Annotated in this window: 20 protein-coding genes; 12 read left to right on the top strand and 8 right to left on the bottom strand. The window is 46.4% G+C overall.

What is annotated here, in order from left to right:
• Nucleotides 1-116 precede the first annotated feature (116 nt).
• Nucleotides 117-266, bottom strand: coding sequence for a hypothetical protein (locus tag QUA20_RS15625; RefSeq protein WP_333189715.1), 150 nt, complete (start codon nucleotides 264-266; stop codon nucleotides 117-119).
• On the opposite strand from QUA20_RS15625, the gene trpB reads away from it, so the two are divergent.
• From trpB to QUA20_RS15610, 3 genes are all read left to right on the top strand, one after another.
• Nucleotides 256-1,494, top strand: a complete 1,239-nt coding sequence (gene trpB / locus QUA20_RS15620; protein WP_333189714.1) for a tryptophan synthase subunit beta — start codon at nucleotides 256-258, stop codon at nucleotides 1,492-1,494. The genes QUA20_RS15625 and trpB overlap by 11 nt on opposite strands.
• Nucleotides 1,495-1,563: 69 nt before the next feature.
• Nucleotides 1,564-2,070: a CAP domain-containing protein gene (locus QUA20_RS15615; protein WP_333189713.1), complete on the top strand. Its 507-nt coding sequence runs from the start codon at nucleotides 1,564-1,566 to the stop codon at nucleotides 2,068-2,070.
• 83 nt (nucleotides 2,071-2,153) lie between these two features.
• Nucleotides 2,154-2,786, top strand: a complete 633-nt coding sequence (locus QUA20_RS15610; protein WP_333189712.1) for a ribonuclease D — start codon at nucleotides 2,154-2,156, stop codon at nucleotides 2,784-2,786.
• 271 nt (nucleotides 2,787-3,057) lie between these two features.
• Here QUA20_RS15610 and QUA20_RS15605 read toward each other — a convergent pair whose 3' ends face one another.
• Together QUA20_RS15605 and QUA20_RS15600 are read right to left on the bottom strand one after the other, a co-directional pair.
• Nucleotides 3,058-4,119 (bottom strand): hypothetical protein, encoded by a 1,062-nt coding sequence (locus QUA20_RS15605; RefSeq protein ID WP_333189711.1) that lies wholly within the window; start codon nucleotides 4,117-4,119, stop codon nucleotides 3,058-3,060.
• A 603-nt stretch (nucleotides 4,120-4,722) separates the two neighbouring features.
• Complete coding sequence (locus QUA20_RS15600) at nucleotides 4,723-5,850, bottom strand: HetZ-related protein 2 (RefSeq protein WP_333189710.1); 1,128 nt, start codon at nucleotides 5,848-5,850, stop codon at nucleotides 4,723-4,725.
• Between the two features lie 564 nt (nucleotides 5,851-6,414).
• Here QUA20_RS15600 and glyS point away from each other — a divergent pair.
• Together glyS and murD are read left to right on the top strand one after the other, a co-directional pair.
• Entirely contained in the window at nucleotides 6,415-8,595 is a 2,181-nt protein-coding gene (gene glyS / locus QUA20_RS15595) for a glycine--tRNA ligase subunit beta (RefSeq protein WP_333189709.1), read from the top strand.
• Nucleotides 8,596-9,157: 562 nt separating this feature from the next.
• Nucleotides 9,158-10,510, top strand: a complete 1,353-nt coding sequence (gene murD, locus QUA20_RS15590; protein WP_333189708.1) for a UDP-N-acetylmuramoyl-L-alanine--D-glutamate ligase — start codon at nucleotides 9,158-9,160, stop codon at nucleotides 10,508-10,510.
• A gap of 90 nt (nucleotides 10,511-10,600) precedes the next feature.
• Here the strand turns inward: murD and QUA20_RS15585 are convergent, their stop codons facing one another.
• The 4 genes from QUA20_RS15585 to QUA20_RS15570 all read right to left on the bottom strand — a co-directional run bounded on the left by QUA20_RS15585 (nucleotide 10,601) and on the right by QUA20_RS15570 (nucleotide 11,911).
• Entirely contained in the window at nucleotides 10,601-10,756 is a 156-nt protein-coding gene (locus QUA20_RS15585) for a hypothetical protein (RefSeq protein WP_333189706.1), read from the bottom strand.
• 51 nt (nucleotides 10,757-10,807) lie between these two features.
• Nucleotides 10,808-11,170, bottom strand: a complete 363-nt coding sequence (locus tag QUA20_RS15580) for a hypothetical protein (protein WP_333189718.1) — start codon at nucleotides 11,168-11,170, stop codon at nucleotides 10,808-10,810.
• Nucleotides 11,139-11,321, bottom strand: a complete 183-nt coding sequence (locus QUA20_RS15575) for a hypothetical protein (protein ID WP_333189705.1) — start codon at nucleotides 11,319-11,321, stop codon at nucleotides 11,139-11,141. Before QUA20_RS15575 ends, QUA20_RS15580 begins: the two co-directional genes overlap by 32 nt.
• 179 nt (nucleotides 11,322-11,500) lie before the next feature.
• Nucleotides 11,501-11,911, bottom strand: a complete 411-nt coding sequence (locus QUA20_RS15570; RefSeq protein ID WP_333189704.1) for an MAPEG family protein — start codon at nucleotides 11,909-11,911, stop codon at nucleotides 11,501-11,503.
• Nucleotides 11,912-11,942: 31 nt separating this feature from the next.
• Between QUA20_RS15570 and QUA20_RS15565 the strand changes: the two genes are divergently transcribed.
• From QUA20_RS15565 to QUA20_RS15550, 4 genes are all read left to right on the top strand, one after another.
• Nucleotides 11,943-12,161: a hypothetical protein gene (locus tag QUA20_RS15565; RefSeq protein WP_333189703.1), complete on the top strand. Its 219-nt coding sequence runs from the start codon at nucleotides 11,943-11,945 to the stop codon at nucleotides 12,159-12,161.
• A 111-nt stretch (nucleotides 12,162-12,272) separates the two neighbouring features.
• Nucleotides 12,273-13,331 (top strand): DUF389 domain-containing protein, encoded by a 1,059-nt coding sequence (locus tag QUA20_RS15560; RefSeq protein ID WP_333189702.1) that lies wholly within the window; start codon nucleotides 12,273-12,275, stop codon nucleotides 13,329-13,331.
• A 178-nt stretch (nucleotides 13,332-13,509) separates the two neighbouring features.
• Nucleotides 13,510-14,289 (top strand): methyltransferase domain-containing protein, encoded by a 780-nt coding sequence (locus QUA20_RS15555; RefSeq protein WP_333189701.1) that lies wholly within the window; start codon nucleotides 13,510-13,512, stop codon nucleotides 14,287-14,289.
• Between the two features lie 100 nt (nucleotides 14,290-14,389).
• A complete protein-coding gene (locus tag QUA20_RS15550) occupies nucleotides 14,390-14,725 on the top strand; it encodes a cupin domain-containing protein (RefSeq protein WP_333189700.1) in 336 nt (111 codons plus the stop codon).
• Between the two features lie 174 nt (nucleotides 14,726-14,899).
• On the opposite strand, the gene QUA20_RS15545 is transcribed toward QUA20_RS15550, so the two are convergent.
• Nucleotides 14,900-15,601: a Crp/Fnr family transcriptional regulator gene (locus tag QUA20_RS15545; protein ID WP_333189699.1), complete on the bottom strand. Its 702-nt coding sequence runs from the start codon at nucleotides 15,599-15,601 to the stop codon at nucleotides 14,900-14,902.
• 225 nt (nucleotides 15,602-15,826) lie between these two features.
• Here QUA20_RS15545 and QUA20_RS15540 point away from each other — a divergent pair, with 225 nt between their 5' ends.
• The 3 genes from QUA20_RS15540 to psb34 all read left to right on the top strand — a co-directional run bounded on the left by QUA20_RS15540 (nucleotide 15,827) and on the right by psb34 (nucleotide 17,408).
• Complete coding sequence (locus QUA20_RS15540; protein WP_333189698.1) at nucleotides 15,827-16,165, top strand: CdiA C-terminal domain-containing protein; 339 nt, start codon at nucleotides 15,827-15,829, stop codon at nucleotides 16,163-16,165.
• Complete coding sequence (locus QUA20_RS15535) at nucleotides 16,140-17,171, top strand: thiazole synthase (RefSeq protein ID WP_333189697.1); 1,032 nt, start codon at nucleotides 16,140-16,142, stop codon at nucleotides 17,169-17,171. Before QUA20_RS15540 ends, QUA20_RS15535 begins: the two co-directional genes overlap by 26 nt.
• Nucleotides 17,172-17,240: 69 nt before the next feature.
• Entirely contained in the window at nucleotides 17,241-17,408 is a 168-nt protein-coding gene (gene psb34 / locus QUA20_RS15530; protein ID WP_333189696.1) for a photosystem II assembly protein Psb34, read from the top strand.
• Nucleotides 17,409-17,824 lie beyond the last annotated feature (416 nt).

Raw genomic sequence — 17,824 nt, 5'->3', positions numbered from 1 at the left:
AACGTATTAAATTCAAGTCCAGTCACCCTACTTAATATTTTGTTACATACTTATGGATTTTCCCGCCGACCTACTTACAAATAGCCTCTCAGCCACAAAAAAAATCGCTGAAACCCTTACAGGACAAAATATTGAAGGCTAAAACCAACTTCAGCCATCCCAGCGATTTCTTGCAGCCCTCGCGATCGCACCCGATCGCCCACAGCCCCATCGACTCGATATAATGAAATCTGTCCCATTATCCCCACAAAGTTCGTGACAGTCACACCCCTGCATCTAACTCCCGAAACCAGCACTCAACGCCCCGACTCCCTCGGCAGATTCGGCAAATTCGGCGGCAAATACGTCCCCGAAACCCTGATGCCGGCTTTATTTGAACTAGAAGCTGCTTTCCACAAATACAGCAGCGAACCGGAATTTCAACAGCAACTCCAACAATTGCTCAAAGATTATGTCGGCCGCCCCAGCCCTTTGTATTTCGCGGAACGCCTCACCGAGCACTACGCTAAAGCAGACGGAACTGGCCCGCAAATTTACCTCAAACGCGAAGATTTAAACCACACGGGAGCTCACAAAATTAACAACGCTTTAGCTCAAGCATTGCTGGCAAAACGCATGGGCAAAAAGCGGGTAATTGCTGAAACTGGTGCCGGCCAACACGGCGTTGCTACCGCCACAGTTTGCGCTCGTTTTGGGATAGAATGCGTTGTCTACATGGGCGTTCACGACATGGAAAGACAGGCTTTAAATGTGTTTAGAATGCGCTTGATGGGAGCAGAAGTGCGGCCGGTGGCGGCGGGTACGGGAACGCTGAAAGATGCGACTTCCGAAGCGATTCGCGATTGGGTGACAAACGTGGAGACAACTCATTACATTCTCGGTTCGGTAGCGGGTCCGCATCCTTACCCGATGATGGTGCGCGATTTCCATGCGATAATCGGTCAAGAAACCCGCGCTCAGTGTCAGGAAAAGTGGGCTGGTTTGCCGGATATTTTATTAGCTTGCGTGGGCGGCGGTTCTAATGCAATGGGTCTTTTTCACGAGTTTATCGGGGAAGAAACTGTCAGATTGATCGGTATTGAAGCGGCCGGCGAAGGTGTGGAGACGGAGAAACACGCTGCTACTTTGACTAAAGGAAGTGTGGGAGTTCTGCACGGGGCGATGAGTTATTTGCTTCAAGATAATGAAGGTCAAGTGATTGAGCCGCATTCGATTAGTGCGGGTTTGGATTATCCGGGCGTGGGGCCGGAACACAGTTATTTGAAGGATGCGGGCAGAGCTGAATATTATAGCGTAACTGATGCAGAAGCGCTGGAAGCATTTCAGCGGCTTTCGCAGTTGGAGGGGATTATTCCGGCTTTGGAAACTGCTCACGCGATCGCCTATTTAGAGACTCTCTGCCCGCAGCTAACAGGCAATCCGCAGATTGTGCTTAACTGTTCGGGACGCGGCGACAAAGACGTGAACACTGTGGCGAAAGTTCTAAATATCTAGTTTGGCGGAATGTGGGGCGATCGCTCTGTAGGAATTGGTAACAATTAACTTTATTTCTCGTTTGATTTCATGTCCAAAGGTTTGATTTTGATGTGCTTGGGATTGTTGACAATCCTGCCTAAGTGTGACACCTTTATTCCTACGCGATCGCTGCCACAGACTCCCATGAATACTAATGTTGCTTCGAGTGCTATTACTGACTTAGAAAAAGCGGTTAACCAACAGATCAATCAATACCGAGCATCTAAAAAGTTGCCGCCGCTGAGTATCGATCCGCGAATTAGTCAGGTAGCCAGAATTCACAGCGAAAATATGGCTAAGGGTAAAGTAAGTTTCAGCCACGATGGATTTGAAGGGCGGGCGAAAGCAATTACGATTCCTTATCAAAGTGTAGCTGAAAATCTTGCTTATAATTTTGGCTACAGCGACCCGGTACGCAATGCTGTTGAAGGTTGGATTAAAAGTGACGGCCACCGCAAGAATATGGAGGGTCAGTTTAATGTGACCGGTATTGGGGTTGCGAAAAATGCCAAAGGCGAGTATTATTTTACTCAGCTTTTTGTCCGCAGCCGGTAAAGTGAAGGAAGAAGGAAGAGGGAAGAAGGAAGAAGGCAGTCAACAGTTAACAGTCAACAGTCAACAGTCAACAATTACTAATAATGGAATTTGCAGATTTTCAAGTGTGCGATCGTGATATTCCCGATTCTCTCTTATCTTATTATTTGACTGCGCCGGCGATCGCCGTTGATACGGAAACAATGGGTTTGCTACCTTGGCGCGATCGCTTGTGTTTGGTGCAGTTGTGCAATCCCGAAGGTAAAGTTGCAGTGGTGCGGATTGCCAAAGGCCAGACAGCAGCACCCAATTTAAAGAAGTTAATGGAAGCCGAAAATATTGAGAAAGTATTTCATTTTGCGCGCTTTGATATGGCAACAATGCGTTACAATTTAAGTATTGATATTGCACCAGTTTTCTGCACCAAGCTAGCTAGTAAACTTGCTAGAACTTATACCAACAAACACGGATTAAAAGAATTAATCTTAGAACTTGAAAAGGTAGAATTAAATAAAACATCTCAAAGTTCAGACTGGGGAAATGCAACTAATCTTTCTGACGAGCAACTAAATTATGCTGCTAACGATGTCCGCTATTTGCTAAGCGCTAAACAAAAGTTGACGGCTATGTTGCAGCGAGAAGAACGCTGGGAAATTGCACAGCAATGTTTTCAGTGTTTGCCAGTTTTTGTGAGTTTGGATTTATTGCAGTACAATGATGTTTTTGAACACGGCTAATACCATTTTAGATTTTAGATTTTAGATTGGGAATGACTGATTACTACCAGGATTTAGAGTACGGGCATAAAGTTCCATTCTTTTGGGGAACTGGTATAATATGCTGTCACCTCGCAGAACTTCCATCAAATTGGTTTGTAGTGAAGACGTGAGTTTTCATAAAACTCGCTTGGACTTTAGTCCTCACTACAAACGTAATTATTATTATTATTTGACCGGACTTGATGTGAGTTAAAAAAAATTCAAAACAGTCATCTATTGCTGATTAGGGCTACTCGGGATGGTGTTCGTGCAGCAAAGCTTCAATTTGGTCGTCAACATCTCTAACCACCTGTTCCAAAGCGGGCAACCCCTCTAAAGGCACAGGAGAAAGGCGAGTTCGATCGCGAATTTGATTCACTTTCCGCTGCAATTCTTCTGCCAGCCGGAGTGCGTCCCGACTCAAAGTAGACAACTGCTGCTGTTGGTAAAACCTCAAAGCTGCCCCCCGCAACACTTGCAGCGTGGCTTCTTCCTTGCCGCCCACCGTCATTACCCGCAAGCGCAACAGCAAATGAGTGTTTTGATATATGCGCTCAACTTCGACTTGTTTGGGGTGTTCCACCGGGCAAACAGGCATATCTGTCAGCCGCTTCAACTCGTCGATGACCTCTTGGAACAGGACGATATCGATACCTTCGAGCATCGATTTCAAAACGCCGTCTTGACTCCAAAGAATGCGACCTTGGGACTGGTGCCGCTCAAAAAACAGGCGGCCGATACCCTCTCGCAGCACTCTACCGAGCAATTCTTGCAGCAGTTGGGGCGCGGGCAAAGTTGCCAAAACTTCCACTTGGCTTGACAAGTGCAAGGCCTCGACATTCAAAACCGATAGCTGTGTCGGTGTCGGGCGAACCTCAGCGCCAGCAGGTTTAAACCGCTCAGGAGCGGGCATCGAGGGTTCTGGCACAGACAGCAGCGTTTCTGCTTTGGGGCCTGAAGTTGCTGGTGCGGGATTTTTGGGTGTTGGGGCTGCGGCGGTTTCTGTCTGGCTGGGTTCTCTGAGCTGGCTCCCGTGGAGCAAGTAAGCTGAGAGCATCGAGCGCTGAGTTTCCGAGGCAATTGGCTCTGTTGTGACTGAGCAATTCATGTAAGCTAAAATCCGCTGCACGTAGTCCAAGGCGGAATCATCTTGGGCATCAACTACGCCCAGTTTAAAAAGATTACCTTCTAGAGATAAAGGCAAAACTTGATAGTAAAGGCAAGCTTCAAAGGGGACAACTGTGTCGATTAGGTGAAAGATTCGATCGGAGTCCATTGTAGCTGCCGAGTCTGTTGAAGATGTATGTACCATTAGCTGCTATGTAGTTGGAAGCGCGATCGAGCGCGACGCACCAACCTGATGCGATAAATTTAAACGCTGCAACTTCCCTGACGGAGGAATTGGTCTAACAACCGGAAGCTTTTATGAAATAAAAATCCTTAGTCCCCGAATTTTCTCCCTTCTCTATTGCAGCCTCAAATTCTACCAAAAGATGGAGAACTTGATGATAACAGGCGCAGTCTAGACCAACTATCATCGATCGCGGGAGATTGCTTCCCGTGGCTGGCAACGACAGAATTATGTCTTTAACGCGCAAGTATTATAGATGCACCCGAACCGAGATTTACGGGCAACCGCTGAATTTAGGATTGGTTAAAAAACCCTAAAAAGTCGATCGTGCTGCTAGTATCTTAGCCCAGAGAGTTGACTGCGATCGTCTCCGATCGCGATCGTCGCGCCAGCGCTACGATATCCCGATCGATCTAACCTGATTTGATACAAGGGGCATCGTGCGGTTTTCCACGGGGAAACTCGCAGCACTTTGTGGCTGTTCGGGAATTGATTTGTAGCGCGGATTCTGAAAAATGCTACCGCCAATTAACCGCGAGCAATTGCCTGCCACCCATGATCGATCTACTCGTTGCGGAGCGATTGAGCTGCTAAATAGAGTTTGCTCCACTCGCCGATGACTTGATTGGTTTTCAGCTTTAATTCAGATGCGATCGTCTCTACACTTTTGCCTGCTTTCAACGATTCTACCAACTGCCGCTGCACCGGCGTAAGGTTTTGTAAATAGTGCTGCCACTGAGCGGGAGTCAAGCCCAAACTGTGTTCTTGGAGCGAAGTTTCCAGCCAGTTGGCGACTAATTCCGGTGCTTGTTTGACCGCAAAAACCCGAATCGCGTGGTAACTGACTTTTTCTCGCAAGCGGTAAATTTGCTTGATTGGAACCTTCAAATCCTCGGCAATTGCCTCTTGGGAACGACCTTGCAGGTAAAGCCGCAGCCACCGGGAAGCTAGCGGATCGACTTCAGCCGCCAAGTAATTCTCAAATTCTTGTTGGACAATCTGCCGCTGAGTTTGCTGCTCTTCCCAAGCTTGATTTTCTCGATACTCGGACATGGCCTGTTCGTCTAACAGGCTGAGCGGTTCGTCTGTATCGTCGGGCAGAACCTGTTCCGACACCAGCCGCACCCAGTCTCCGGCAGGCACTTGCGTCAACCCGCCCCGCTGGGCACGCCGCAGGTAGTTGACAAAACGGTACACCAGCAGCGGCTGGTTGCGGATCGGCCGCAAGCAGTATTCTTCTGTGCTCGCCAGCAGCAAAGCATTTCGCAGGCGTCTGTCTGAGGTGCACTCGGCAATCCAGGCGACTTGCTGCTGCAGGTAGCGATCGGAATTGAGCATTTCCTGAATCACTTCTTGTAGTACCTCCACCGCACTCCGCTGTCTGTCGCGACTCAGGGAAACCCACGCTTGGATTTTTTGCCGGAGCACCACCAAACCGCCGAGCCGCCCGATTAAGTTGCGGTAAGCTTTTTCTGGCGGTACTCCCAGATACCGAGAAAGCAAAATTCGATATAAAAAGTCGATCGCGCCGGAGGCGACGGTTAGTTGAGCCGGAGCAAGAGAGTCAAATCTTTCTGGCCTGTCTCCCAACAGCCAGCGGACAACACTCTCGCGAGTGCTAGAACTCTCCTCCGGGCAATCTTGTTCTAGTCGTGACTTCCAATCTTGTGCCAGTCTTTCCGCCAAGGTCATCAGAAATATGGGTTAGAAACCCCGTCCTTTTAGGACGGCTTTACATTGAGTTAAAACTTTTGTGGGGTGGAGGGGTATGGTTGCCCCTCCGGCGAGGTATGGTTGCCTCAATCTCCTTTCGGAGTAAAGTTAGCTTCGCCAATGTTTTAAGAGCTTGTTAGGCTGAAAGCACTGTCGAGCGTGACCTTAGAACTGTTTAACCTTCAGCGACAGAGCAAGGAACTAGCTACGCATTCCAGGGTGTCGTGACTCAAAAAACGTAGTCAGTTAAGACGATGGCCCGTCAGAACGGCTTGTCAGATTTCTCTTTCAAGCCTCATGCCTTCAGGCTGAGGTTCCTGACGAGCTGTTGAGCTATTTGTCTTTCACCCCCGATTTTACGTGGTATGCTGATCATTTGAGTCTTTTTTGGATCTAATAGGACTTGCGCGTCGGTAAAATAATTCTGGGATTGGGTTATCGCGATTGCAATTGCAGGTTTTTTTTCACTGCAGAGCGGTAACTTTTCTAATGATTAAACGGGCAGATTAATTGCCTATTGACACAAACACCTAACACTGTTATATGGCTAACTTTTTATTAGAACTCGGTACCGAAGAATTGCCCGCATCTTTTGTCAGAAGCAGCGCCCAGCAGTGGCAGCGACTTGTACCTGCAACTCTGGCAGAAGAATCCTTGACAAATGACTCCATTAATGTATACGCTACTCCGAGGCGTTTGGCCGTTCTGGTGAAAGGACTGCCAGTTCAGCAATTAGATAGAGAAGAAGAGGTAAAAGGGCCGCCGGCGAGTTCCGCTTTTAAAGATGGCAAACCGACGAAAGCAGCGGAAGGTTTTGCGAAAAAGCAGGGCGTAGAAATTGATGCTTTGGAAGTTCGCGCTACCGATAAAGGCGATTTTGTTTTTGTGCTTAAAAAGATTCCGGGGCGGATGAGTGCGGATATTTTGGCACAACTTGTGCCGCAGTGGATTAATAAGTTAGAAGGCAAAAGATTTATGCGGTGGGCCGACGGAGATTTGAAGTTTCCGCGCCCGATTCGATCGATGGTGGCACTGTTGGATGATACTGTACTGCCAATTACATTGGTGAGCGGTTCGGATACGGTCAATAGCGATCGAATTTCCCAAGGACACCGGGTGTTATACACCCCCCCTACACCCCCCCTTGGCAAGGGGGGGACGGGGGGGGTCTCGATTCCGCAAGCCGAGGATTATGTCGAGTGTCTGCGGGCTGCTTGCGTGGAGGTCGATCGAACCCAGCGCAAAACTCAAATTAAAGCACAAGTAGAAGCCGCAGCAACAAAACAAGGCGGTTACGCCGACATTACCGAAGATTTGTTAGAAGAAGTCACCGACTTAGTAGAATGGCCGAACGCAGTTGTCGGCAAATTTGACGAGAAATTTTTGATATTGCCGCCGGAAGTAATCACCACAATTATTGTTACAAACCAGCGGTATTTTCCCATCCTCAAAAGCCCCGATTTTCCCGAACTTCTGCCCTATTTTATTACAATTTCCAACGGCGACCCGGCTAAAGCGGCGATTATTGCCGCCGGTAACGAGCGAGTAGTGCGGGCGAGATTGGCAGACGGTCAGTTTTTCTACAAAGCAGACTTGGTAAAGCCTCTAGAGGATTATTTGCCCAAGTTGGAAAAAGTTACTTTCCAGGAAGATTTGGGGACAGTACGCGCAAAAGTCGATCGGCTGTGCAAGATTGCCAGCCTCATCACAAATCAACTGCAAATCACAGCAGAAGAACAAGCTTACATAGCGAGAGCAGCATTGCTTTGCAAAGCCGACCTCGTAACCCAAATGGTTTACGAACTTCCCGAAATGCAAGGAATCATGGGGCAGAAATACGCCTTAGCAAGCGGCGAACCGGAAGCAGTAGCCACAGCGATTTTTGAACATTATTTGCCCAAAGGCGCTGGCGATAATTTGCCGCAAACTCTGACAGGTCAAATTGTCGGAATAGCCGACAAATTAGATACATTAGTCAGCATCTTCGGCTTGGGAATGTTGCCGACAGGTTCATCCGATCCCTTTGCTTTGCGCCGCGCAGCCAATGCAATAACTAACATTATTTGGGCTGCTGAGTTGCCAGTAAACTTGCACAAGTTGCTCGCCGAAGTTGTTGCCGAATTTACCGCAACGCGCCCAGAAACACCGCCGGAGTTGCTCGATCAGTTATACGAGTTTTTCTTACAAAGAATTCGGACTTTGTTGCAAGAAGAAAAGAATGTAGATTACGATTTGGTAAATGCAGTTTTGGGAGAAAACGACCCAGAATATACTGAACGAGCATTGAGAGATTTGTTGGACGCACTGGAAAGAGCGCTTTTTCTGCAACAAATCCGCAATAATCAGACTTTGGATCTGATTTACGAAACCGTCAACCGTTCAACTCGTTTGGCGGCTCAAGGTGATTTGGATAAAGTAGAATTGGAACCGAAAACGGCGGTGAAACCGGAGTTATTTCAAAAGTCGTCTGAACAAGCTTTTTACGATGCAGTAGTGCAGTTAGTGCCGCAAACGCTGCTATCCAAACAAACTCGCGATTACCAGCAATTAGTAGATAGCTTGACTGAGATTGCTCCGACTGTCAGCAACTTTTTCGACGGGCCAGAAAGCGTTTTGGTGATGGACTCCGACCCGGAAATTAAGCAAAATCGGTTGAATTTACTGGGGTTGTTGCGGAATCACGCGCGGGTGTTGGCTGACTTTGGGGCGATCGTGAAAAGTTAGAATTGACAAGATTTGAGTCCGCCGGGGGTTGAAAACCTCCGCTTCAGTCCGCCGGGGGTTGAAACCCCCGTCTCAAAACTAAAGTCCTCTTAAGAGGACTGAAACCCTGACATACCATACTTTTCAGTCAGTTTTAACTCCTATGTTGCACCATTCTCAAATAGCCTTTTGTGAACAGGCAAGATGCCTGTTCCACAAGAAAATTTATCTTTTGTGGAACAGGCATCTTGCCTGTTGCTGACAATGGTGCAATATCTCAGTTTTAACTGACTTTAGCTGTTAGACAGGGGTTTTCAACCCCTGGCGGGTCTGGGGCAAACAGAGGGCGTGCAGGCAAACCAACTTGAGAAACGTACTTGTTACAATCTAGAGCTAAATAACATTAAAGCTTACTAATAAAAATAGTAAATTTATTAGAATTACTGCGAAAACGCGCGCCTCTCAGCAGAGTTCGATCGCTCTCTTAAAAAATAAGCAAAATGGCCAATAGCCAAAAACCAATGGAAGGTTAAGATATAAACTTATAAAACCAGGGAAGTTCGCTCCATCACACACACAACTTATGCCGATCGCTCATATCATTGGACTAGGAAAATCAGGAATTGCCGCCGCCAGACTGCTAAAACGCGAAGGATGGGAAGTAACGCTGAGCGATCGCTCATCTTCCCCAAGCTTGCTCGAACAGCAACAGGAATTCGCTAACGAAGGAATTCATGTTGAGCTAGGTCAATCTTTTGAACCAGTCGAATCTATAGAATTAATAGTAGTAAGTCCGGGCGTTCCCTGGGACAGTCCAGCATTAGCGCGCGCCAGAGAGTTAGGCATTGAAACAATAGGAGAAATGGCTCTCGCGTGGCGTTACCTCAAATCTCCTTGGGTGGGAATTACGGGCACTAACGGCAAAACTACTACTACTGCTTTAATTGCTGCTATTTTTGAAGAAGCCGGGCTTTACGCTCCCGCTTGCGGCAATATTGGCTATGCTGCGTGTGAATTAGCTTTAGCCGAAAAACAGCCGGATTGGGTAATCGCAGAAATTAGCAGCTATCAGATAGAATCCTCGCCGTTTGTAGCGCCGCGAATCGGAGTTTTGACGACTTTGACGCCGGATCACCTCAGTCGCCACAAAACTTTAGAAAATTACTACAACATTAAAGCGCATTTGCTGAAAAAGTCTGAATTGCAAGTAATCAACGGCGACGATCCTTGTTTGCGGCAACAAGGAGTTGACGTTTGGCCGGATGCGTGTTGGACGAGTGTCAAAGGTGAAAAAGATTTGTTGGGCGATCGCACTTTTGGAGCCTACATCGAAAACGGTTGGGTAATAGCTCAAAGCGAGAAAATTCTGCCTGCTGAGTCTTTGCGGATGGTGGGAGAACACAATTTGCAGAATTTGTTAATGGCGGTGGCGGCGGCTAATTTGGCGGGGATAGATAAAAGTGCGATCGCCCGGGCGATCGCTAAATTCCCCGGAGTTTCGCACCGCCTCGAACACATCTGCACTTGGGAAGGCATAGATTTCATCAACGACAGCAAAGCTACTAATTACGACGCCGCCCAAGTCGGGTTGGCTTCTGTTAGCGCACCGGCGGTTTTAATTGCGGGCGGCGACCCCAAAGAAGGGGACGATCGCGCATGGATTGATACAATCAAGGCGAAAGCTGCTGCGGTGCTGTTAATTGGGGATGCAGCGAGTCTTTTTGGCGATCGGCTCGCACAAGCAAATTACCATGCTTGGGAAATAGTCGAAACAATGGAACGAGCAATCCCGAGAGCCGCAGAATTAGGCAGACAAAATCATGCTAAAGTAGTGCTGCTTTCGCCAGCTTGTGCTAGCTTCGATCAATACCAAAACTTCGAGCAGCGGGGCGATCATTTCCGTCAATTGTGTCTGGAATCGCTTGCTAAAGAGTAGAGCTAGATATAGAGCGCACGCGATATCTGTAGGGACACGGCAATGCCGTGTCCTGCCCCGGGATCTGCGACTTTATAGATTTGTAAGTCTTCAAACTGTCTTCCAAATATCCTTAATTCTAGCCTGCTGTTCCCATTCTAGCTCGCCAAAAACTAGCATGATTTCCTCATGAGTATAATCAATAATAATCGCCGCCAATTGAGCCACTGTTTCCGCTTCCAGCATTGCTAGTTTTAATTTGGTCATTGCTTCTTTATCCATTAACACGAAACTTTTAATTTTTACCTCATTTTTATTTTAATTGTGCCTGCAAATCTCTTTCAGTTGTGCATTAAAACTGGCAACCTGAGTAGCATTTACTCTATCAAAGTTGCGCGAAGATATTTTTAATTCTTCGCTGCAAATCTGAGAGCGCAATTTTTCATCAATCTCCAGAATCTGACCTTCGGAAGTGACAGTTTTTTGCAACAAAATTGCGATTTCCCTTTCCAGTTGCCGATTGCCTTGCTGAAAGAAATCTTGAGAGTTAGAACGAAACAAACCACTATTGACTTGCTGAATTTGGCTGGGTGTCAGGGATTGAGCCGAGACAGCAGCCGGAAATCCAAAAGATGCAGCTAGCCACCAGCTAGAAATTATCTGTTTGAGAATGCTGTTCATCACTGTCGGGAGGAGTTTTTACCTCAGTTGGTTTCTCGTTTTCTGACTCGCTTGCTAATTCATCTTCTCGTTCAAGTTTTTCTTGCCACTCGACAAGCTGCTGAAAAAGTTTCGGGTTAATTTCAAATACGGGTTTGCTGGTTTCTGACATATTCACTCCTAACATTTATTACATTATAACTGGTTCCCGGGCTCTGCCTGGGAACCGCTGTCGAGAGGCTCAGCCTCGCTTTTTCAGCAGGAAAATTGGAGGCAGAGCCTCCGAATATGCGTTACCAGGTAGAGCCTGGAAACGAGTAGAAAAACAATTATGTCGATCGGAAGCTATGCTCAAACCTTCAGCAGCGACATAATTATGCCAGTTAGGGAACCACCAAGCAAAGCTAAAGTAGCTAAGGTACTAATGCCAAATCCTGCCGCTCTTTTTTCGGCAGCTTGATAGTAACCCCAAGCAAACAAAATACGTCCAATTATCCAAACGGCGCCGATAGCAGCACCCCAAATTGGGCTGATAAATTGCGAGAACAGCCACAGGGAGGGCAAAAATAGAATCATTTGCTCTAAGGTATTTTGCTGAACTCGCACCACTCGCTCAAAGTCTGGGTTTCCTGTCATCTGCGGGGGAGAAACTTTGTGTTTGAATCTAGCTCTGCTGACGTTGATGGTAACAACGAAGTAGACAATTAATGCTGAAACAGTAATTAGACTAGGCCAAAGTGTCGCGTTTGCTTCTGCGAGCATGATTCGGTATTATTCGGGTGGAGTAGATATCTTGATTATAAATCAATTATTGCCGATCGCGTCATTCATCGCCATCCAGTCATTCAAAGCAGGGGATTTGATGCAACTGCTGGGTATTAGTGGCGCGGCAATTGCTTTCGGGTTCCGGGACATCCTCGAACACTTGCTGGCTGGGATTTTGATTCTTTTGCTCGCACCTGCATACGGATACAAGCCCCCGACTCCTCTGGTGAGCAGCCCCAAATTTTAGACTTTTGTTCAAGCTCCCAGATTCATCAGTGGAGTCAATCTCAAATCTCAAATCAGTGGAGTAAATTTAAAATCTAAAATCTAAAATCTAAAATCTAAAATCTAAAATCGTTTGACGGATACAATCCCCCGACTTAAGGAGATTATTTTGCTCAACAATATTCGAGACCGTCTTAAATATTTCACCAGGAGCAGGATTGCTCCAGAGCATTTAAAGCAAATACGAGTTGACTTGTTGGAAGAATCAACCCTAGATATTGACTATCTTGTCTTAATTCTCGGCTCCTGTATAATTGCCACTTTTGGACTGCTTGCCAACAGTGCGGCCGTAATTATCGGTGCAATGATCGTCGCGCCTCTGATGTTGCCAATTCGAGGGTTAGCATTTGGAGCGGTAGAAGGTAACGTTCTCCTCTTCCGCAAAGGTTTAATTGCATTAGCAGTCGGGACGCTGCTAGCAATTTTTCTAGCTTGTTTTTTGGGCGCTTTGGTACAACTTCCCGACTTTGGGAGCGAAGTTCTAGCTCGTTCTAAACCTACATTACTAGACTTAGGAATTGCGATCGCCGCTGGAGGAATCAGCGGCTATGCGAAAGTTCAGCCCAAAGTTTCTGCTACTCTGGCGGGAACTGCGATCGCCGTGGCTCTCATGCCGCCAATTTGTGTTATAGGTTTAGGCTTATCTCAAGCTAATTGGTCGCTCAGTTTGGGAGCAAGCCTCCTGTATCTTACTAATTTGCTGGGGATTACTCTTTCCTGTATGCTAACCTCTTTAATGGCCGGCTACACGCCCCTGCATCGCGCCGGTAAAGCCCTCTTGTGGGCGCTAGGATTGACGACTATACTTGTGATTCCTCTGGGGGTGAGTTTTGCGGAATTGATCGAGCAAGCGCAACTAGAAGCCAGTCTGAAGCGGGCGTTGCTTAACCGAACTATCACTTTTCAACGAGTGGAAATGATTAAAAGCGATACTAACTGGTTGGCGAAACCGCCGGAAGTTCGTCTGAGTGTTCGCAGCAGCGAACCTTTGACACCCAAACAGGTGCAGCTTTTAGAAGCATTTGTCGAAAAAGAAATGGGTCAACCATTTACCCTGATTTTTCAAGTCAGTCAAGTTGAAGAAGTGCGGCGCTCAACCCTGAATAAGTCCGGATCAAAACCGAAATTTTAACTATTTTAGCCCTAATTGTATGGCCCCAGAAGCTCTAATTAACCAAGTGACGATCCGAGTATAATTCCTGATATTGTAAGGTGCGTCAGCCTACGATAATTTGAATATGAGCTAGCTCATAGAAAGATTTGGGAGAATTTGACAAACTGAGAGTAAGGTTAAATAGGAGGTCAATTTAATGACCAATACTACTCTCAATTTTAAGACTGCACCCGGACATGAAGTTCTGGCCGCGGCGGGTAAAAGAATGCTGAGGCCGGGGGGGAAACTTGCTACGGAACAGTTATTTGAATGGGCGGATTTTCAGCCTGGGGAGACTGTTTTAGAGTTGGCTGCTAGTTTTGGATATAGTTCGATCGCCCTTGTTGAACGTTTTGGCGTAAAAGTAGTGGGAGTTGAGAAAAATCCCGACAGTGTGGCCCGCGCTCGTGCTAATGTTGCAGCAGCCGGTTTGAGCGATCGAGTGGAAATTGTGGAAGGAGATATTTTTCACTTGGATCGGATTTCCCAACAGTTTGATTGGGTTTTGGCTGAAGCTATCCTGACGATGCAGTCGCCGTCAGGGAAAGCTAAAATTGTATCGGGAATTTGCGATCGTTTAAAACCAGGTGGCAAGTTTCTCTCTCACGAACTTTTAGCTAGAAACCGAGAATCTGAAATTCACAAAGCTTTATCAGAAGTGATTCGGGTTAATTCAACGCCTTTGTCTGAGTCTGGCTGGATTGCTGTTTGCCAAAAGGCGGGTTTGCAGGTAGAAAAGTGTCAAACCGGGGCGATGGGGCTCCTCAACTTGCGGCGAATGGTTGAAGATGAAGGGTTTGTGGGTACTGTGCGTATTTTGTGGAATATATTAAGTCGATCGCAAATTCGCGATCGTATCTTAGCAATGCGTCGAGTTTTCCAGCATTACCAACAGGATCTAGGCTACATCGTTATGTCTGCCAAAAAACAATCTTAACCGAGTCAATCGATTTTCGATTTTCGATTTTCGATTGAAGATAGTGAAGCCACTTGTAAATTCGGGGCTTTCTGACCAAATTTATTGATTATCAAAAACTATGACTGCTACTCTTTTACAGCTACAATCTTCAACAATCCAACTCCGAGACACAATTGAATATCCCGCCGCCGGAGTGTTGAGCAAAATTTTAGTCAAAGACAATAATTGTCAGTACAGTTTATTTTGTCTGGCAGCAGGCACGGAAATTTCGGAACACTCTTCGGCACGAAATGCCACAGTTAATGTCATCGAAGGAAAGGGTATTTTGACTTTGGAAGGCAAGGATATTGTTTTGGAATCGGGGGTGTTTGTTTTCATGCCTGCTCGCGCACTCCACGCTTTGAAAGCTGAAGAAAATTTAGCGTTTATTTTGACACTTTCTGAGGCTAATTAATTTCCGCAATATTGCTGTAGGGGCGGGTTTTACCAACCCTAACTGCCTAAAATCAATAATCTCATAAACCCGCCCTTATTCACAGTTTGTCGGGGGGTGGGTTTATATAGATAGTGAGTTGAAGTCAAATATTATTTGTGAAACCTGCTCCTACAAGAATTGGGATTTTAACATTTAGTCTATTTCATCTCCAGAGGCGATATCCTCCAATTTTTTCCAATCCAATACAATAATTTTACCGCCTCGACTGTAGGAGAGAAACGGCTTGAGTTTCTTAAACAACCGCACGCATTCTTCGTAGGTAATCCCAATGCTGCGAGCAATTTGATAGTAGGGAAAACGTTTTTCTAAACATACACTATTATTAGCAATCTTCGTACCTTGCTCGACGGCAAAGTAATGAATAAATCGAGCCAGCCGCACGATCGCCCTTTCCGACACCAACCCGTGCACAGTCTCGTGCAGTTGCTGCAACCGCTGGTTGAAAACCGCCAATATTCGCAAAGCAATCTCGGGATTTTCCCGAATAGCTGCTAGCAAAACTTCCCGTTCTGTGGTAAGAACTTGCACATCAGTTTCTGCCGTCACCGTTGCGGGGGCAATGCCGTTGCCTAACAAAGCAGGTGCGGCAAAAATATCTCCCTGAAATAAAGTGCGGAGAATAGTTTCTTTACCCGCCGCCGCTGTTTTTGCAACCCGCAGAGAACCGCTCAAAAGAGTGTATAATTTTTCGGGGATGCGATCGCCCTCATACATCACAACTTCTCCCTGCCTGTACGTCCGAATTGCTGTATGTTCTTGCAATCGCTCTAATTCAGTTCGGTTTAAGCTGGCAAATATTCCAATTTGAGCCAGTTGCTCGACAGTTGATTTCATACCTTTAACTCTACCCGCTCGGAGCCTATCAACAGTATAATAACGGTAAATTCAGAATATATCGAGACAAGCAGAGCCATCTACGAAAATGCAGAACCAGAATATCGGCGATATTATTTTGATGAGATAGCTGGCGGATTTGTGCTAATTCACCAACAACACAATCTTAATAATTCGGAAATATTTCTAGCTGAAATTTTGGCTAAAATAGGGAAGAGAGTTAGAATGTTGAGCGAGCAAGCAGCAGAAGGTGTGAGAACACCAGACGCTGAGATTGACGGTGAGATTTGCGAATTTAAGGAGTTGACTGAACAGACTCAAAACATCAGAGACCGAGTGCAAGAAGGCATCAGTAGATCCAAAAAGCAAGGTGCATCAGCCGTTGTTTTTCACATCAATCGAGAAAATTATGATGTCGGGAAAATCAACGCTGGCATCAAACAAGCTCTGTTTTGGGATACCGAAAAGCAAATTCAAAAAATATTTTTTGTTGTTAATAGCGAACAAATTCAAATCATCACAAGGGAAGAGTGGAACAATGGAAGATCATTTCAGCGAATTTAAAGAGATTGTAGCGCGGGGATTGCAGAACAATATGCCGCGAGATGCTAAATTAATTACTGTAGGGCAAATTTTATATGCTGTTAGCCACGACGATCTCACAATAGAAGAAGGTTGGAAGCTTGAAGAGATGATGGGTGGCAGAACACAGTGGGAAGAGGCACTTGAGTACAGTATTTTTGGCTATCCAGTAGACACAGCAACGCCACCTTTAGACAAACCTCTGGTTATTGCCGGCAAAACTTTTCATTCTCGCTTGATGACGGGGACGGGAAAATATCGCAGCATTGCAGAAATGCAGCAAAGTGTCAACGCTAGCAGGTGCGAAATTGTTACCGTGGCGGTGCGGCGAGTGCAAACAAATGCTCCCGGTCATGAAGGATTGGCAGAGGCTCTCGATTGGACTAAAATTTGGATGCTGCCAAATACTGCCGGTTGTCAAACTGCGGATGAGGCAATTAGAGTAGCTCGTTTAGGGCGGGAAATGGCGAAACTTTTAGGGCAAGAAGACAATAATTTTGTCAAATTAGAAGTGATTCCCGATGCTAAATATTTGCTGCCAGATCCGATCGGCACTTTGGAAGCTGCAGAACAATTAGTTAAAGAAGGTTTTGCAGTTTTGCCCTACATCAATGCCGATCCCTTGCTGGCAAAACGCCTCGAAGAAGTCGGTTGTGCGACAGTCATGCCTTTAGGTTCGCCTATCGGTTCGGGACAAGGGATCAACAATGCCGCCAACATTCAAATAATTATTGAGACGGTTAAGGTTCCTGTGGTTGTCGATGCGGGGATCGGAACGCCCAGCGAAGCGGCTCAAGCAATGGAAATGGGAGCCGATGCACTTTTGATTAATTCCGCGATCGCCAATGCCCAAAATTCCCCGGCAATGGCAAAAGCAATGGGAATGGCAGCAGAAGCGGGCCGGATAGCGTACTTAGCAGGCAGAATGCCGGTCAAAGATTACGCGATCGCCTCTTCTCCCCAAACAGGCACTGTCACCTCCAAATAAATGGCCGAATTTTCCTGGGCGCTTTTTTGGTACAGTTGTAAACATCAAAAATATTAAGGATTGTGACTGATGCCTTACATCAAAGATGACGATGGACGCCTGAACAACTTTGCTAAAGAGCCGAAAGTGTATGAAGCCGTACCTCCCAACAAAAATCAGCAGCGGAACTATATCATCATGGGTATTGCAGGATCGCTGTTAGTGGCCGGTTTGGTGTTTGTGGCTGCTTCCGTCTAAAAACAGGGCTGCACTCAAAGCTGCTTCATCAAATCGCAATTTTAAATAATCCTTCAGCAAACCATGTTTTCCAACCAATGGAAACATGGTTTTTGTGTTTCAATACAAAGCAGGTAGTTGCAACAATCCTGAAGCGTGCCAAGCGAGCTGGAAAGCTAAATAACACAAGCAGAATTTTGGTTTTTTCCTCTCTGCCGTCGGGATCGGGGACTTAGGTTGCAATTAATCCGACGGGTGCGTCACCAATATAAAATTGCCAATTGAAAATCTACAATCCTTTGGTCATCATCGGTGCGATTGACTGCCTTCGGGGCTTAGTTGCGAGTTATGAGCGATCGAGATTTCAACTCTCAACTCTCAACTCTACAATCTACAATCTACAATCTACAATCCAAAATCTAAAATCTAAAATCTAA

It is taken from the genome of Microcoleus sp. Pol7_A1 (assembly GCF_036701085.1).
In the GTDB taxonomy this organism is placed as follows: Bacteria; Cyanobacteriota; Cyanobacteriia; order Cyanobacteriales; family Microcoleaceae; genus Microcoleus; species Microcoleus asticus.
The sequence above is the reverse complement of the archived record's forward strand: the minus strand, read 5'-3'. Positions and strand labels throughout refer to the sequence as shown.

Coding starts and splice junctions, on each gene's coding strand:
- QUA20_RS15615 (WP_333189713.1), top strand. CDS start 1,564: ATGTCCAAAGGTTTGATTTTGATGTGCTTGGGATTGTTGACAATCCTG.
- QUA20_RS15610 (WP_333189712.1), top strand. CDS start 2,154: ATGGAATTTGCAGATTTTCAAGTGTGCGATCGTGATATTCCCGATTCT.
- QUA20_RS15605 (WP_333189711.1), bottom strand. CDS start 4,119: ATGGTACATACATCTTCAACAGACTCGGCAGCTACAATGGACTCCGAT.
- QUA20_RS15600 (WP_333189710.1), bottom strand. CDS start 5,850: ATGACCTTGGCGGAAAGACTGGCACAAGATTGGAAGTCACGACTAGAA.
- glyS (WP_333189709.1), top strand. CDS start 6,415: ATGGCTAACTTTTTATTAGAACTCGGTACCGAAGAATTGCCCGCATCT.
- murD (WP_333189708.1), top strand. CDS start 9,158: ATGCCGATCGCTCATATCATTGGACTAGGAAAATCAGGAATTGCCGCC.
- QUA20_RS15585 (WP_333189706.1), bottom strand. CDS start 10,756: ATGACCAAATTAAAACTAGCAATGCTGGAAGCGGAAACAGTGGCTCAA.
- QUA20_RS15580 (WP_333189718.1), bottom strand. CDS start 11,170: ATGAACAGCATTCTCAAACAGATAATTTCTAGCTGGTGGCTAGCTGCA.
- QUA20_RS15575 (WP_333189705.1), bottom strand. CDS start 11,321: ATGTCAGAAACCAGCAAACCCGTATTTGAAATTAACCCGAAACTTTTT.
- QUA20_RS15570 (WP_333189704.1), bottom strand. CDS start 11,911: ATGCTCGCAGAAGCAAACGCGACACTTTGGCCTAGTCTAATTACTGTT.
- QUA20_RS15555 (WP_333189701.1), top strand. CDS start 13,510: ATGACCAATACTACTCTCAATTTTAAGACTGCACCCGGACATGAAGTT.
- QUA20_RS15550 (WP_333189700.1), top strand. CDS start 14,390: ATGACTGCTACTCTTTTACAGCTACAATCTTCAACAATCCAACTCCGA.
- QUA20_RS15545 (WP_333189699.1), bottom strand. CDS start 15,601: ATGAAATCAACTGTCGAGCAACTGGCTCAAATTGGAATATTTGCCAGC.
- QUA20_RS15540 (WP_333189698.1), top strand. CDS start 15,827: ATGTTGAGCGAGCAAGCAGCAGAAGGTGTGAGAACACCAGACGCTGAG.
- QUA20_RS15535 (WP_333189697.1), top strand. CDS start 16,140: ATGGAAGATCATTTCAGCGAATTTAAAGAGATTGTAGCGCGGGGATTG.
- psb34 (WP_333189696.1), top strand. CDS start 17,241: ATGCCTTACATCAAAGATGACGATGGACGCCTGAACAACTTTGCTAAA.